15 protein-coding genes are annotated in these 14,425 nt (G+C 67.1%); 4 read left to right on the plus strand and 11 right to left on the minus strand.

The features are described from left to right. Positions 1-165: 165 nt before the first annotated feature. Entirely contained in the window at positions 166-2,451 is a 2,286-nt protein-coding gene (locus tag ACZK29_RS11700) for an FdhF/YdeP family oxidoreductase (protein WP_478446035.1), read from the minus strand. A 244-nt stretch (positions 2,452-2,695) separates the two neighbouring features. Between ACZK29_RS11700 and fdhD the strand changes: the two genes are divergently transcribed. After that, positions 2,696-3,535 (plus strand): formate dehydrogenase accessory sulfurtransferase FdhD, encoded by an 840-nt coding sequence (gene fdhD, locus ACZK29_RS11705; protein WP_478446036.1) that lies wholly within the window; start codon positions 2,696-2,698, stop codon positions 3,533-3,535. 172 nt (positions 3,536-3,707) lie between these two features. On the opposite strand, the gene ACZK29_RS11710 is transcribed toward fdhD, so the two are convergent. Continuing rightward, positions 3,708-4,244: a carboxymuconolactone decarboxylase family protein gene (locus tag ACZK29_RS11710; protein ID WP_459047798.1), complete on the minus strand. Its 537-nt coding sequence runs from the start codon at positions 4,242-4,244 to the stop codon at positions 3,708-3,710. Positions 4,245-4,350: 106 nt separating this feature from the next. Between ACZK29_RS11710 and ACZK29_RS11715 the strand changes: the two genes are divergently transcribed. Next, on the plus strand, positions 4,351-5,232 hold the full coding sequence (locus tag ACZK29_RS11715) for an AraC family transcriptional regulator (protein WP_164146363.1): 882 nt from the start codon (positions 4,351-4,353) through the stop codon (positions 5,230-5,232). Between the two features lie 93 nt (positions 5,233-5,325). Here ACZK29_RS11715 and ACZK29_RS11720 read toward each other — a convergent pair whose 3' ends face one another. From ACZK29_RS11720 to ACZK29_RS11755, 8 genes are all read right to left on the minus strand, one after another. Next, positions 5,326-5,886, minus strand: coding sequence for a TetR/AcrR family transcriptional regulator (locus ACZK29_RS11720; protein WP_111203631.1), 561 nt, complete (start codon positions 5,884-5,886; stop codon positions 5,326-5,328). 4 nt (positions 5,887-5,890) lie between these two features. Beyond that, complete coding sequence (locus ACZK29_RS11725; protein WP_111203630.1) at positions 5,891-7,423, minus strand: MFS transporter; 1,533 nt, start codon at positions 7,421-7,423, stop codon at positions 5,891-5,893. A gap of 184 nt (positions 7,424-7,607) precedes the next feature. Next, positions 7,608-8,354, minus strand: a complete 747-nt coding sequence (locus ACZK29_RS11730) for a hypothetical protein (protein WP_478446037.1) — start codon at positions 8,352-8,354, stop codon at positions 7,608-7,610. Continuing rightward, positions 8,354-8,974 (minus strand): DUF3299 domain-containing protein, encoded by a 621-nt coding sequence (locus ACZK29_RS11735; RefSeq protein ID WP_459046843.1) that lies wholly within the window; start codon positions 8,972-8,974, stop codon positions 8,354-8,356. Before ACZK29_RS11735 ends, ACZK29_RS11730 begins: the two co-directional genes overlap by 1 nt. After that, positions 8,964-9,515: a DUF3299 domain-containing protein gene (locus ACZK29_RS11740; protein ID WP_111203627.1), complete on the minus strand. Its 552-nt coding sequence runs from the start codon at positions 9,513-9,515 to the stop codon at positions 8,964-8,966. Before ACZK29_RS11740 ends, ACZK29_RS11735 begins: the two co-directional genes overlap by 11 nt. A 2-nt stretch (positions 9,516-9,517) precedes the next feature. Next, complete coding sequence (locus ACZK29_RS11745; protein WP_111203626.1) at positions 9,518-10,771, minus strand: ABC transporter permease; 1,254 nt, start codon at positions 10,769-10,771, stop codon at positions 9,518-9,520. After that, complete coding sequence (locus ACZK29_RS11750; RefSeq protein WP_459046845.1) at positions 10,764-11,459, minus strand: ATP-binding cassette domain-containing protein; 696 nt, start codon at positions 11,457-11,459, stop codon at positions 10,764-10,766. The genes ACZK29_RS11745 and ACZK29_RS11750 overlap by 8 nt, the downstream gene beginning before the upstream one ends. After that, positions 11,456-11,989 carry a ZrgA family zinc uptake protein gene (locus tag ACZK29_RS11755; protein ID WP_111203624.1) on the minus strand — a complete coding sequence of 178 codons (534 nt, stop codon included), beginning with the start codon at positions 11,987-11,989 and terminating at the stop codon, positions 11,456-11,458. Before ACZK29_RS11755 ends, ACZK29_RS11750 begins: the two co-directional genes overlap by 4 nt. A 32-nt stretch (positions 11,990-12,021) precedes the next feature. On the opposite strand from ACZK29_RS11755, the gene ACZK29_RS11760 reads away from it, so the two are divergent. Next, positions 12,022-12,495: a MerC domain-containing protein gene (locus tag ACZK29_RS11760; protein ID WP_459046846.1), complete on the plus strand. Its 474-nt coding sequence runs from the start codon at positions 12,022-12,024 to the stop codon at positions 12,493-12,495. Between the two features lie 97 nt (positions 12,496-12,592). Here the strand turns inward: ACZK29_RS11760 and ACZK29_RS11765 are convergent, their stop codons facing one another. Continuing rightward, positions 12,593-13,495: a LysR substrate-binding domain-containing protein gene (locus ACZK29_RS11765; protein WP_478446038.1), complete on the minus strand. Its 903-nt coding sequence runs from the start codon at positions 13,493-13,495 to the stop codon at positions 12,593-12,595. Between the two features lie 118 nt (positions 13,496-13,613). Between ACZK29_RS11765 and dkgB the strand changes: the two genes are divergently transcribed. Continuing rightward, positions 13,614-14,417, plus strand: a complete 804-nt coding sequence (gene dkgB, locus ACZK29_RS11770) for a 2,5-didehydrogluconate reductase DkgB (protein ID WP_164146371.1) — start codon at positions 13,614-13,616, stop codon at positions 14,415-14,417. The last annotated feature ends 8 nt before the right edge of the window (positions 14,418-14,425 follow it).

Genomic DNA, 14,425 nt, shown 5'->3' on the forward strand with positions numbered 1-14,425 from the left:
ATCGCGACCGGGTGCGGTGCAGCGCAGTGATCCTGTTTGGCCGACCCGCTGTACGAAGATGAGGCAAGCGCGAGCGCCGGTGCATTCAGCACCAGGGCAACGAGCAGCATCCATCGCAGCAGCAGGCCAGGCAGGTTCACCCGCCGATGATAGCCGATGCGCGCGTCACGCAATCGCCGCCACCATCGCGCTCATCCGCACCGGGATCGACTTGGCCGCTGGCGTGCCGCTGATGCGGTCGTAGTAGTCCAGCGGCAACAACGGATTCAGCTCCGGGTAGTAACCGGCCAGCGCGCCGCGCGGCATCGGGTAGTCCAGCACGGTGAGGCCCTCGATGCGCCGCTGCACGCCATCGCCGCTGATCGTCTCCAGGCTGACCAGCGCCTCCTTCTGCAGTCCGCGCGCCAGCCGGTCCTCGATGTTCATGAACAGCACCATGCGATCGTTGTACACGCCGCGATAGCGATCGTTGTAGCTGTAGATGGTGGTGTTGTACTGGTCGTGCGAGCGCACGGTGGCCAACCGCAACATGTCCGGATCGTGCACCGGATCGTCCACGTCCAGGCCGGGCATCAGCAGGATGTTGGCCTTGCCATTGGGCGTGGGCCACACGCGGCGGCGCGGCGGGATGTCCAGGTGGAAACCATGCGGCTGCTGGATGCGCTCATTGAAGCCGGTGTAGATCTCCGGGTACACGGCAGCGATCAGATCGCGGATGGGCGCATAGTCGTGCATGCAGCGCGCCCAGTCGACCTTGCTGTGCGGCAGCGCAGCCATCGCCATGCGGCAGACGATCTCGACCTCAGGCAACACGTCGGCGCTGGCAGGCTCAAGCACGCCGCGCGAGGCCGTCACATTGGACATCGCGTCTTCGATGGTGACGAACTGCTCGCCAGCCGGGGTGACGATGCGCTCCGAGCGCGCCACCACCGGCAGGATCAGCGCATCGCGGCCATGAACCAGGTGCCCACGGTTGAGCTTGGTGGCGATGCCCACGGTCAGGTCCAGCCCACGCATCGCTTCATACGCGCGAGGCGTATCGGGCACCGCGTGGATGAAGTTGCCACCCAGGCCGATGAACACCTTGGCGCTGCCGTCCAGCATCGCCTCGATGGATTCGACCACATGATGGCCATGCTCACGCGGCGGATCGAAGCCGAACACCTGCTGCACGCGGTCCAGATAGGCCGGCTTGGGCTTCTCGTCGATGCCGACGGTGCGGTCGCCCTGCACATTGGAATGCCCGCGGATCGGCCCGATGCCCGCACCGGGCTTGCCGAAGTTGCCGCGCAGCATCAGCAGGTTGGCGACCTGTTGCAGCAGGCGCGAGCCATACTGGTGCTGGGTCAGCCCCATTCCGTAACAGATCACGGTCGCGTTGGAGCGGATGTAGATCTCCGCGCATCGACGGATCTGCGCCTGCGAAATGCCGGACACCTGTACGATCTCGTCCCAGTCCTGCGCCATCACGTCTTCGCGCAGCGCCTCCAGGCCCACCGTGTGTTCTGACAGGAAATCATGGTCGAGCACGCGCTCGCCCTGTGCCTCGCGCTCGAACATCACCTTCATCATGCCCTTGATCAGGGCCAGGTCGCCGCCGATGCGGATGTGCACGAACTCGCTGGTGATCTCGGTTGAACCGAACGTGGCCATCTGCACCACGTCCTGCGGCTCGGCAAAGCGGATCAGCGCGCGCTCGGGCATCGGATTGACTGCCACGATCGGGATGCCGCGTTTGCGCGCTTCGACCAGGTTGCTCATCATCCTCGGTGAATTGGTGCCGGTGTTCTGGCCGATCACGAAAATCGCTTCGGCGTGCTCGAAATCCTGCAGCACGATCGTGCCCTTGCCCACCCCGATGGCCGGCGGCAGGCCACGGCTGGTCGGCTCGTGGCACATGTTCGAGCAGTCCGGGAAGTTGTTGGTGCCGAACTCGCGTACGAAGATCGAATAGAGGAAGGCGGCTTCGTTGGGCGTGCGCCCGGAGGTGTAGAACTCGGCCTGGTGCGGGCTGTCCAGCGCCTGCAGATGGCGGCCGATCAGCGCGAAGGCCTCGTCCCAGCTGCACGGCACATAGTGGTCGCTCGCCGCGTCGTAGCGCATCGGCTCGGTCAGCCGTCCCTGCATCTCCAACCAGTAGTCGGTCTGCGCCATCAGTTCGGTCACGGTGTGCTGTGCGAACAACTCGCGGCCGGCGCGGAACTGGGTGGCTTCCCAGGCCAGTGCCTTGGCACCGTTCTCGCAGAACTCCAGCTTCTTGCGTTCGTCGGCATCGGGGAACGCGCAGCTGGGGCATTTGAAGCCGCCGGGCTGGTTCATCGCCAGCAGCGCCTTCGAGCCTTTGCCGATCACGCTTTGCTGCAGCAGTACCTTGGCGGTGGCGCCGGCGGCACCCCACCCACCGGCGGGCTGGTTGTAGGGCTTGTAACGCGGCGGTTTCTGCTCGGACATGTTCGGGAACCTGGCGGGAGGAACGCAGCAACAATCGGCACAAAGCGGTCCGGCGGCGCGTTCGATAGCACGGCCAGCCCCACAGTCAAGCACGGCCCACGCCGCTTCGCCAGTGGGTGCACGCTGTTTTCAGCGCAGCCTGCCATGACAACGGTTACCCCTGCGTCAGCGCGTGGCCACTGCGCTATTCTCGATGCCGTGGGTGGTCCACCACCTGCGTATCTCCCTTGCCCGGACGCGCTGCATGCCTGATTCGCCCCCATCGCACACCCCGCCTGCCGGCACGGCCCAGCGGCCGTTGCAGCGCTGGCGCAGCGAGGGGCAACAGCCGCTGGTCGACGTGGTGGCCGAAGAAGTGCCGGTGGCGCTGCGTTACAACGATGCCCCCTTTGCAGTGATGATGGCTACGCCGTGCGACATGGAGGACTTCGCGCTCGGTTTTTCGCTCAGCGAAGGCCTGATCAACGCGCCCTCGCAGCTGCTGTCGATCGATATCCACCTGCAGCTGGAAGGCATCGAGCTGCAGATGACTGTGGCCGAAGATGCGCCTGGCGCAAACCTGGACCCCGCCAATGGACGCCTGCTGCCCGGCCGCGGCGGCTGTGGCCTGTGCGGTACACGCCAACTGGAAGAGGTGCTGCGGCCACTGCCCGAGGTGCGTGAGCGGCGGACCTATTCACCGGCAGCCCTGCAACGGGCGCTGGCCACGCTGGTGCAGCATCAGCCGATGAATGCGGTGAGTGGCTCGACCCATGCCGCGGCCTGGGCCGATGCCAGTGGCCGCATCGGCTGGGTGCGCGAGGATGTCGGTCGCCACAACGCGCTGGACAAGCTGATCGGCGCCCTGCATCACAACGAACACACGATCGAGGGTGGGCTGCTGGTGATTTCCAGCCGCGCCAGCTACGAAATGGTCAGCAAGGCCGTACGGGCCGGCGTCAGCGTGCTGGCTGCTGTCTCGGCACCGACCGCGCTGGCGATCGACCTGGCCTGCAGCGCCGGCCTGTGCCTGGTCGGGTTCGCACGGGAAAGCGGATTCAACGTGTATACCCATCCCGAGCGGCTGCAGGCGAACGACAAGTAGCATCGACTGGGTAGTCGTCGACTGGGTAGAGTCGACTGTCAGTCGACTGCTCTTCGTTCAGACCCCCGAAAACCCCGCGCTGCGCGCGATAGTCGACTGACAGTCGACTCTACCCGGTCGGCTCCATTCAGACCGGCCCGGGCGAACGCTGCCGCCCGGGCCGAACCGAATCTCAGCGCAGCGCCACCTTCGGGAAGTCCACCGGCACGTCGAACGCTACGTTGACGTAGTTGGTGAACAGGTTGAGCGCCACATGGGCGAGGATCTCGACGATCTGCTCATCGTCGAAGCCGGCCGTACGCAGTGCCTGCACATCGCCATCGGTGATCTGCGCACGCTGCTCGACCACCTTCAGCGCGAAGTCCAGTGCAGCTGCGGTGACTGGATCGCTGGATTGCCCGATCTGCGCGGCCGCCATCTGCTCGCTGCTGGCACCGGCCTTGCGGCCCAGCGCGGTGTGCGCTGCCAGGCAGTACTCGCAGGCATTGCGGTTGGCGATGGCCACGGCGATCTGCTCGCCCAGCAGCGGTGACAGGCGACCGCCGCCCAGCGCGCCGAACGAGCCCCACATGCTCTGCAGAGCGGCAGGGGAATTGGCAACGGCGCGGAACATGGCCGGGGTGGCGCCGAAGGCGGCGTGCACCTGGCCCAACAGGGCCTGACGGTCGGCGGTGGTGTTGGAGGCATCGATCAGGGGGACACGGGACATGGTGGATCTCCTTGGAAAAGCGCCCGGGATTGGACGACCCGTCCATCCTAGGTAGACTCGAAGGACGAATACGCAACAATCCGCCATAGATATTGTCCATACGTCCATGATCCTTCCCGCCGACGCCTCCGCGCCCGATCGCCTTTCCTCCCTGCTGGAGCGGTTCCGGGTACAAGCCGCGCTGTTCCACAGCGGACCGCTGTGCGGGCGCCACGTCTTCGAGCCACAGCCGGGCCGGGCGTTCCTGCACATCCTGCGTCAGGGCGAAATGGAAGTTCGTCATCCCGACGGTGATGCCACGCTGCCCCGGCTGAAGATCGACGCGCCCAGCCTGCTCCTGTACCCGCAGCCGCTGCACCACGTGTTCTTCAACGCACCACTGGATGGGCCGGATTTCACCTGCGCCACGCTGGATTTCGATGGTGGCGCGCGCAATCCGATCGTGCAGTCGCTGCCGCCGGTGATGGTGGTGCCGCTGGCCGCGATCGGCGAGCTGGACGACACCCTGCACCTGCTGTTCGCAGAGGCCGATCGCCGGCGTTGCGGCTCACGACTGCTGACCAACCGCCTGTTCGAGGTGGCGCTGATCCAGATCCTGCGCTGGGTGGTGGACCACCCGGATGCGGCCGGCGTCAGCCACGGGCTGATGCGTGGGCTGTCCGATGCGCGGCTGGCGCGCACGCTGGTGGCGATGCACCAGGCGCCCCAGGACGAATGGACGCTGCCGCGCATGGCCGCGACTGCCGGGATGTCGCGCAGCGCCTTCGCGGCGGTGTTCAAGGACGTGATGCAGGCGACGCCGGCCAGTTATCTGCTGGACTGGCGGCTGAGCCTGGCCTGCGCGCAGTTGAGGGCCGGCGTGGCGGTCAAGCAGGTGGCGATCGAGGTGGGATTTGCCGATACCGCATCGCTGTCGAAAGCGTTCCGCAAACGGTTGGGGGCGTCGCCGAGGGCGTGGTTGGCCGCAAGCGCAGCGCAGGCTGGGTAGATGGACGAGGGGTAGAGTCGACTGTCAGTCGACTATCGCGCGAAGCGCGGGGTTTCGTTGTCTGAGCGAAGAGCAGTCGACTAACAGTCGACTCTACAAGTGCGGTGATCCGTCAGACTTCGCCAACAACCCGGCGATGCGCTCGGCAACCCGGGCGCGCACGCCTTCGTCCAACTGCCCTTCGTACATTGCCTCGTAGATCCACAAGCCATCAGCCGCCAGGCGCGCCACGAAATTGTCGAGCGTTGTCGCATCGACATTCCCGGCCTCCGGCGCGGATGGCGCCCAGCGCTGGACCGCCGGGCCCCACGGACGCTCGCCCGCCTCCGGGTCGGCCGATTCAAGCATGAACATCAGCTCGGCACGGGTGGCGCTCTGGGCCGACACGCGCACGAAGGTCTGGTAACGCTCCAACGCAGTGGCCTGTTCGGCGGTCTTGCCCAGCAACGCTTCCATCGACGTTTCCCAGGCATGCACCAGGTGTTCGTCGATACCCCGCAGCAGCGCCTCGCGCGACGGGAAGTGGTACAGCAGACCGCCGCGGGTCAGCTTGGCCTCGGCCGCCACCGACTCGAAGGTCACCGCGCGCACGCCGTCACGATTGATCACGTTGACGGCGGCGTCGAGGATGCGATCGCGCTTGCTGGTTCTCATCGCGTCATTTTACGCGATCGGCCGCGCCCACGCGGCTGCCGACGCGGCCGCGCAGCAGGCGCGCGATGATCGCCGCGCCCGCCGCCAGCACCGCCGTGATCACCAGCAGCACGATCTGGTAGCCACGGTCATACGCGGCCGCAGCCAGCACGAACCACTCGCCCTGCCCGCTCTCGCGCGCGGCATGCAGCGCCTGGGTGAAGCCCTCGCGGGCAAGCGCGGGCATATCGGCCGAGACCGGCAGAAATGCGCTGTACATCGCCGCGCTCAGGCTGCCCAGCATCGCCACCGCCAGCAGGCCGCCGAACTCGTAGGACACCTCTTCCACCGACGAAGCCATGCCCGCGCGGTGCGCCGGCACGTTATTTAGGATGGCAGTGGACGCCACCGAGATGGCCGAACCCATGCCGAAACCGGTGATCGCCATGCCCGCCACGACCCAGCCGAGCCCGTGCGGGAAGCCGAAGGCCACCACGCCGACACCCAGCGCGCCCGCAGCCAGGCCGCCGCAGATCAGTGGGCGCAGGCCAACCCGGTGCAGGATGCTGCCGCCCAGCAGCGCACTTGGCAAGCTGCCAAGCGCCGCCACCGACACCAGCAGGCCCGCCTGCAGCGGCGTGAAACCTGCCACCAGCTGGAAGCGCTGGGTCGTGACCAGCTGCAGGCCGGCCATCGCGAACAGGGTGAACACCGCCGACAGCGTGCCGGCCAGGAACGCCGGGTTGCGGAAGATCGCGAAGTCCAACAGCGGGTACGGCAGCTGCTGCTGGCGGCGCGCGAATGCCGCACCGCTGATGACGGCCAGCAGCAGCGCGCCTGCGCCCAGCGCATACGACGGCGGCGTGGCGATCAGCGACTTGATCGCCAGCACCAGGCCGGAAAGTGCGGCCAATGCCAGCAGCGACGAAACCAGATCCCAGGGCCGCGAGATGTCACGCTGGCCTTCCGGCGCCAGCAACAGCGTGGCCACGAACGCGACCACCACCACCGGCACGTTGATCAGGAACACCGAGCCCCACCAGAAGTGCTGCAGCAGCCAGCCACCGATGATCGGGCCAAGCGCCGCACCGACGATGGCCACAGAGCCCCAGATCGCAATGGCGATGTTGCGCTCGCGCTCTTCATGGAAGCTCAGGCCGATCAGCGCCAGCGTGGCCGGCATCATCGCTGCCGCACCGACAGCGAGGAACGCGCGCGCGGCAATCAACTGCGCTGCAGTTCCAGCGAAGGCCGCCGCCAGCGAGGCAATGCCGAACACCACAAGGCCGATCAGGAACATGCGGCGGTGGCCGATGCGGTCGCCCAGCGTGCCGGCGCCCAGCAGCAGGCCGGCCATCACCAGCGGATAGGCATTGATGATCCACAGCGCCTGCCCGGCACTGGCCGAGAGTTCCTCGGTCAGCGTGGGCAGTGCGGTGTAGAGCACGGAGTTGTCCAGCGTGACCAGCAGCAGGCCGGCAGCGACGGTGAACAACAGTGCCCAGCGACGGGCACGCGACAGGGCCGGAGCACCTGCCAAGGGCTGGGACAGAGCCATGGGAGAACCTGGTGGGGTGGAGTACGGCCATAACTATACCGGACATCCTGTATAGTTATGTGCGTTCGGAGCCTGCCGATTCAGCTGTTGTAGAGCGTCGCGCCTGCTCTGATGCGCCGCCCGCCAGGCATAGCCTGGCTCTACTGGGACGGGTCAGGCGTGGCCTGGCTTTACGGGTGAACGCTTACCGGCAGTCTTCCGGCAGCGCGGCGATCGCCGAGACCACCGCGCCCTGCATGCCCTGCCCCACGGCCATGTCCAGTTCGCCGCCGATGCCACCGTGCTGGCGCCGCAGCTCGTCCTCGCACAGCCCGCGCACCCGCGCACGGGCCTGTGCGCGCAGGCTGCTGCACCGCCAATCGGTGCCGCCCAAAGGCAACACCGAGTACACCACGCTGTTGCAGGCGTTGCCGGCGCGCTGCTGCAACGACAGCCCGCCGAAATCCCGTGGCTCGCTGCTGCGCTGCGGGTCGAAGTAGCTCTCCGGGAAGGTGCGTGCGTACTGTTCGATGTCCACGGCCATGCTGCGGCCGCCAGCCAGCGGCATCTGCAGCGGCTGGCCGCATGGTGTCGCATCGGCGCGGTGCTGGATGTACTGGTAGATCGGCCGGTCCAGCGATGGATCCTGCTCGGTCACCGCGCTGACTGCCGCCAGCACCGGCAGCGATGCACGATTGGCCATGCGCGCCAGCAGTCCCGCCTGCGCCGGCTGGCAGCGGTCGCGCAGCGTCGCCGCGAGCAGGAACAGCACGTCGTTGCGAAAGGCGTGGTCGTCACCCAGGCGCTGTTCGATACGCTGGCTCGCATCGGAAGAAGGCGCCGGAGATGCGACCGCCGGCGGCGCGGTGGGGGCCGCCGGCCACTGCCACCATAGCAGCAGTGCAATCGCCGCCAGCACCGTCCCCGCGGCAATGATCCAGCGCCGGCGCATCAGTTGTGGATCGCCGTCAGCGACGCCGCCGCGGCATCGTAGGACGCGCTGGCGATATCCGCATCGAAACGCTTCACCTGCAGACGGCCGGCAAGCCGGTACGGATCCCACAGATCGCCCAGCGCGATCGGCGTCGCCAGGGTCACATGGATGATCTGGTTGGGTGGCGGCGGCGGCACGTGGATGCACGCGCCATAGAACGGTACGAACAGCAGTTCATCCACCAGGCCTGCATCGTTGGTGCCGAGCGGTACCACGTAGCCATCCAGATCCACCGCGCGACCGTCGACAGCATCGACCACGCGCGAGGAGCCGAACTGTTTGGCGCGGTCCGGGCTGGAATGGTCGATCTCCAGCCCCGGTGGCGTGCCCGAACCGGTATCGTCAATCAGGCCACCCACGCCGTCCATGCCATTGCGTGACAGGCCGATCTGCGGCGGCGGTCGCTGGTAGGTCACTTCGTCGGGCCGCAACGCGTCCCAACGGTCGATGGGGGCTTCGCCCGTGGCGGAGGGCGCCGGTTTGTCCTGCGGCGTGACCACCACGGCGTCGCTGCCCGGCGCCGTACAGCCCGCCAGCCACAGGCATCCCAGCATGAGCAGCAGGTGGCTACGGTTCATAGGGCCTCAGCTGTGCATCACGCATGGTGTAGGCCGAACCGGCCAGATCGTCATCCAACCGTTCGGCACGCAGTGTGCCGGCCAGGAAGAACGGCGAGTACATGTCCGGCATCTCGATCGGGCGCGGCAGCACCACGTGCACGATCTGGTTCGGTGGTGGTGGTGGCACGTGGATGCAGGCGCCGTAGTACGGCACGAACAGGAATTCGGTCAGCCGCCCGTCCTGCGCGTTGGCCAGCGGTACCACGTAGCCCGGCAGGCGCACTGGTCGCTGCAGCACCGTATCCACCGTACGGAACGTACCGAACTGCGGCATGCGCCGGTTGCCGTTGTGCTCGACCTCCGGGCCCTCGCCCCGCTCCAGCGCGGCCAGCTCGTCCTTGGGCATCATCTGCAGCCAGTCCAGTTCCTGCTCTGCCGCATCCGCAGGGTCAGCGCGGTCGACAACCGGCGAAGGGGGCAACGCCTGCACACCGGTATCCACCGGCCGCTCGCAGGCGGCCAGCGCCAGCACCATCGGCAATGCCCGCATCCAGCGCATGCTCAACCTCCCGGTGAAAGGCCATCGGCCAAGGTGCGCCGGTAAGCCAGCCATGCCGGCACCAGCCCGGCCACCGCGCTGATCGCCAACACGCCTGCCACCCAAGCCAACTCGCGGCCGTCCGGCCAGACATGGGTGATCGACAGGCCGAAGGTGGCCAGGGCCCAGCCGCGCCCGGCCATGCTGGCGGCGACCAGAAGCGCCAGCGCCAGCACGCAGGCCACCGCACTGGTCGCCACCGACTCGACCACCAGCAGGCCGGCGATGTAACCCGGCCGCGCACCGGTGGCACGCAGGATCGCCATCTCGCGCCGCCGCTCCTGCAGGGTCGAGACCAGCAGCGCCACCAGTGAGACCATGCCCAGCAGCACTACCATCGCGCTGATCAGCTGCAGTGCGCGCTCGGCGGTGCCCAGCGACTGCCACAGCTGCTGCAGGGTCACACCGGGCAGGATCGCCAGCATCGCCTCGTCCGGGTATTCGTTGATCCTGCGCTGCACCGAGAACGTGGCGATGCGCGAGTTCAGGCCAAGCATGAAGGCGGTGATGCTGGTCGGGGTCAGGTCCAGGTGGCGCGCCTGCTCGGCACTGACGCTCTGGCTGCGCAGCTGCACGCCCGAACGCCAGTCGACATGGATCGCTTCGATCGCCGCCAGCGAGACCAGCAGCGACGAGTCCACCGGCGTGCCGGTGCGCTGCAGGATGCCGGCAACACGGAACGGCTTGTCGGCATGCGTGGCCAGGGTCACCGCACCGGTGCCGTGCGCCAGCACGATCTCATCGCCGAGGCCGACCTTCTGCGCCCGCGCCACCTCGGCACCGATCACCACGTCATACAGGTCATCGAACGGCCCTCCGCTCGCAAACGCAAGCGCGTGCCCGGCGCCATAGCGGTAATGCTCGAAATAGCCACCGCTGGTGCCGACCACGCGGTAGCCGCGCCAGGAATCGCCCAGCGACAACGGCACCGCCCACTTCACCTGTGGCAGCGCGGACAGCTCCTGATACGACTGCCAGGACACGTTGTTGGTCGGGTCGCCGATATGGAACACCGAATACAGCAGCAGGTTCACCGGCCCCGAACGCGCACCGACAATCAGGTCGGTGCCCGACACGGTGCTGGCGAAACCCTCGTGCGCCTGCGTGCGCACACGTTCGACGCCCAGCAGCAACACCACGCTGAGGGTGATGACCAGCACGGTCAGGCCCACGCTCAACGCACGGCTGCGCAGGCTGGCCCAGGCAAGCTCAAGCATGGCCGGCACCCGCCAGGTTGATCTCGGACAGTGCAATCGTGCGGTCGAACAAGGGTTGCAGGCTGTCGTCATGACTGACCACCAGCACGGTAGTGCCGGCCGCCTGGCATTGCGCGGACATCAGCTGCAGGAAGGCGGTGGCCGCATTGCGGTCCAGTGCCGAAGTTGGTTCGTCGGCCAGCAGTAACGCCGGCCGGCCGATCAAGGCGCGTGCCGCCGCCACGCGTTGTTGTTGGCCGACACTGAGCGTGCCCGCGCGCCGCTGCATCAACGCCGGGTCCAGCTGCAGGGCTGACAACAGGCGTGCGATCTCCGCATCCAGCGGCCCACTGATGCGCGCGCTGCGCAGGTGCGAAAAGCGCAGGCCCAGCGCGATGTTGTCGCGCACAGTGAGGAACGGCAACAGATTGAACTGCTGGAAGATCACTCCCAACTGGTCGGCACGGAAACGGTCCCGCGCCGCCCCTCCCATGTCCTGCAGTGACTGGCCTGCCACCTCGACATGGCCGCTGCCGGGTAGCAGCACACCCGCCAGCAGACCCAGCAAGGTACTTTTGCCGCCGCCACTGATTCCGCGCAGCAGTACGCTGCTGCCCTGCTCGATCCACAACCGCGGGATGTCCAGCACCAGGCGCATGCCGTAGCCGAACTGCACGTCTTCCAGAGCGATCGCCGGTGCCGTGCTCACGGGGCCAGCACCACGCGCAGGTTGTCGGGCGTGAGCACGCTGCGATCCTGGCCGTTGGCGGTTGCACTGTTGACGATGACTTCATGCAGGCCGGGGAACAGGACGGGCAGGCGCACGACGATGGCGCGCAGCTCGGCAGGTTTGGTGCAGTGGTACTGCAGCGTTGCGCTGAAACCTGCATGCCGGTGCTTACCTGGCGGTGGCGCGGCGGCCGTCGCGTCGAAGCCCTCGGCATCGGCTTTACTGCTGGCCAGGCGGCACCCTGCAGCGGTGGGCAAAGTGACCCAGGTGCCACCCTTCAGCAGCGTCGTAGCGCGATCCAGCGCGGCCTGCTCGGCGGTATTGGCCGGCGGTCGCTCGTAATCGAGGATGCCGATGCCGGGGGCCTGAAGGGCGAACTCCAGCGTCTGCTGGTCAAGCGCAACATCCACTGTCGCCTGGCCATGCACGTGCGGTGCGTGCTCGCGGATGTCATGGGCCTGTGCGGCGCTGGCAGCCACCAGCAGGAAAAGAGCAGCAGGAAGCTTCATGGGGGAGACTCCAATTGTTACTATGTAACATTATGGACCATATCCCCACGACGCCCGCAAGGGCCCTGGCCCAGCCGCCACGATCGGCACGCTGGCACCCCCGCTTCGATCTTGCCGGTGCCTGGCTCTCTTTGGCCTGCGCCGCCCACTGCATCGCCCTGCCCCTGCTCCTGGCCTTCGTGCCGGCAGCGATGATGGCGCTGCGCTCGTTCCAGCACCCCGGCCACGGCGCGATGACGTTGCTGCTGGTGATGTCACGCTGGGAATGGCTGTTCGCGCTGCTGGCCTCGACGCTGGCCTTGGCGAGTACCTCGGCCGGGGTGCACCGGCACAGGCGCTGGCAGCCCCTGCGGCTGGCCTGCGCCGGCGCCACCCTGTTGCTGTCGGCCTCTCTGTATCTGCCGCTGAAGGAATCGCTGCTCTGGCATGGCGCGGCGACAGCCAGTGGTGGCGTGCTGCTGGCGTTCGCTCACATCGGCAACCGGCGGGCGCTGCGCAGACGGTAGTGCCGGCCGCTGGCCGGACGGAAAAGCACCATCCACGCATGGCGTGGATCTACTGATGCACTTCCGGCAGCCGGCCAGCGCCCGGCTCTACCGACCTCTATTCGTCGAATGGACGCTGCCCCAGCCTCTGCGTCACGTGGTCGACGAAACAGGTGATGCGTGCAGCCAGCGCGGTGTTGCGGTAGTACACCGCGTTGATCGGCTGCCGCACTTCCTGCGTCTGCTTGGCGAACAACTGCACCAGACGACCTTCACGCCGGTCCTGGCGGGTCAGGAAATCAGACAGGCAGGCAATGCCCAGCCCGGCCACCGCCATCTGCCGCAGTGTCTCGCCACTGGATGAAGCGATGGCCGGCTCGATCACGAAAGGCCCACCATCGGCATCCCGCAGCGGCCATTCGTTCAATGAACTGGGCTGGGTGAAGCCCAGGAGGTCGTGCTCGCGCAGCTGCTGCACCCGCGTGGGCGTGCCGTGGCGGTGCAGATACTCGGGGCTGGCCACCACGCGGATGCGGCTGTGGCCGATCGGCCGCGCATGCAGGGTCGAGTCGCGCAGCACACCGATGCGGAACGCCACGTCGGTGCGCTTCTCGATCAGGTCGGTGATGCCCTCATTGGAATTCAGCTCCAGCTCCACCTGCGGGTAGCGCTCACGGAACCCCTCCAGCAACGGCACGATCACGTGCAGCATGAACGGCGTGGCCGCATCCACGCGCAGGCGCCCCACCGGCTGCAGCCGCCGCGCGGCCATCTGTTCCTCGGCCTCGTCCACCGTGGCCAGGATCGTGCGCGCGTACTCCAGGAACGCCGCGCCTTCCTCGGTCAGCTCCAGCCGCCGCGTGGTCCGCCGCAGCAGCGTGGTCTGCAGCTTGTCTTCCAGCCGCGCCAGGGTGCGGCTGGTGGCGGAGATGGTCAGTTCCAGCGCCTCGGCCGCCGCCGTGATCGAACCACTGTCGACCACGGCCACGAAGGCCTTCAGCTCATCCAGGGTGGTTTTCATTTTTTACCTCGGCGCAAAAGCGTTTCCCGTATACACAGCTTAATCAACAAATGTAAAGCGCCCACACTTCGCCCTGTCCCGAGCCCACCGGCTCTCAACGAAGTCCCTGGAGTCCATCATGAGCGTTCCTTCCTTTGGCGTCGGCACCTTCCGCCTGACCGGCCAGACCGTCATCGACTCGGTGCGCAACGCCCTTGAGGTCGGCTACCGTGCAGTCGATACCGCGCAGATCTATGGCAACGAAGCCGAAGTCGGCCAGGCCATCGCCGAATCCGGCGTCCCGCGCGACCAGCTGTTCCTGACCACCAAGATCTGGGTGGACAACTACGCCGCCGACAAGCTGATCCCGAGCCTGCGCGACAGCCTGGCCAAGCTGCGCACCGACCATGTGGACCTGCTGCTGATCCACTGGCCTGCGCCGGGCAATGGTGTTGAGCTGCGCGAGTACATGACCGCGCTGGCCGAAGCCAAGGCACTGGGCCTGACCCGCCAGATCGGCGTGTCCAACTTCAACATCGAGCTGACCCGGCAGGCCATCGAGGTGGTCGGCGCCGGCGAGATCGCCACCAACCAGATCGAACTGAGCCCCTATCTGCAGAACCCGGCACTGACCGCCTTCCTGCAGGACCACGGCATCACCGTGACCTCCTACATGACCCTGGCCTACGGCAAGGTGCTGAAGGATCCGGTGCTGGCCGCCATCGCCGACAAGCACCAGGCCACCGTGGCCCAGGTCGCGCTGGCGTGGGCGCTGCAGCGGGGTTACTCGGTCATCCCGTCCTCGACCAAGCGCGAGAACCTGGCCAGCAACCTGCTCGCCCAGGACCTGCACCTGGATGCCGATGACATGGCCGCGATCGCTGCGCTTGACCGCAACGGCCGCGAAGTCGATCCGCCGGGCCTGGCCCCGGTCTGGGACTGAGCCGCCAC

This window comes from Stenotrophomonas sp. 89682_Sma, from assembly GCF_056481405.1.

What these genes read in the sequence shown, in the direction of transcription:
- ACZK29_RS11745 (WP_111203626.1), bottom strand. Translation starts at nt 10,771, where the DNA reads ATGCTTGAGCTTGCCTGGGCCAGCCTGCGCAGCCGTGCGTTGAGCGTG.
- ACZK29_RS11735 (WP_459046843.1), bottom strand. Translation starts at nt 8,974, where the DNA reads ATGAACCGTAGCCACCTGCTGCTCATGCTGGGATGCCTGTGGCTGGCG.
- fdhD (WP_478446036.1), top strand. Translation starts at nt 2,696, where the DNA reads ATGCCTGATTCGCCCCCATCGCACACCCCGCCTGCCGGCACGGCCCAG.
- dkgB (WP_164146371.1), top strand. Translation starts at nt 13,614, where the DNA reads ATGAGCGTTCCTTCCTTTGGCGTCGGCACCTTCCGCCTGACCGGCCAG.
- ACZK29_RS11725 (WP_111203630.1), bottom strand. Translation starts at nt 7,423, where the DNA reads ATGGCTCTGTCCCAGCCCTTGGCAGGTGCTCCGGCCCTGTCGCGTGCC.
- ACZK29_RS11700 (WP_478446035.1), bottom strand. Translation starts at nt 2,451, where the DNA reads ATGTCCGAGCAGAAACCGCCGCGTTACAAGCCCTACAACCAGCCCGCC.
- ACZK29_RS11765 (WP_478446038.1), bottom strand. Translation starts at nt 13,495, where the DNA reads ATGAAAACCACCCTGGATGAGCTGAAGGCCTTCGTGGCCGTGGTCGAC.
- ACZK29_RS11720 (WP_111203631.1), bottom strand. Translation starts at nt 5,886, where the DNA reads ATGAGAACCAGCAAGCGCGATCGCATCCTCGACGCCGCCGTCAACGTG.
- ACZK29_RS11715 (WP_164146363.1), top strand. Translation starts at nt 4,351, where the DNA reads ATGATCCTTCCCGCCGACGCCTCCGCGCCCGATCGCCTTTCCTCCCTG.
- ACZK29_RS11760 (WP_459046846.1), top strand. Translation starts at nt 12,022, where the DNA reads ATGGACCATATCCCCACGACGCCCGCAAGGGCCCTGGCCCAGCCGCCA.
- ACZK29_RS11740 (WP_111203627.1), bottom strand. Translation starts at nt 9,515, where the DNA reads ATGCGCTGGATGCGGGCATTGCCGATGGTGCTGGCGCTGGCCGCCTGC.
- ACZK29_RS11730 (WP_478446037.1), bottom strand. Translation starts at nt 8,354, where the DNA reads ATGCGCCGGCGCTGGATCATTGCCGCGGGGACGGTGCTGGCGGCGATT.
- ACZK29_RS11710 (WP_459047798.1), bottom strand. Translation starts at nt 4,244, where the DNA reads ATGTCCCGTGTCCCCCTGATCGATGCCTCCAACACCACCGCCGACCGT.
- ACZK29_RS11755 (WP_111203624.1), bottom strand. Translation starts at nt 11,989, where the DNA reads ATGAAGCTTCCTGCTGCTCTTTTCCTGCTGGTGGCTGCCAGCGCCGCA.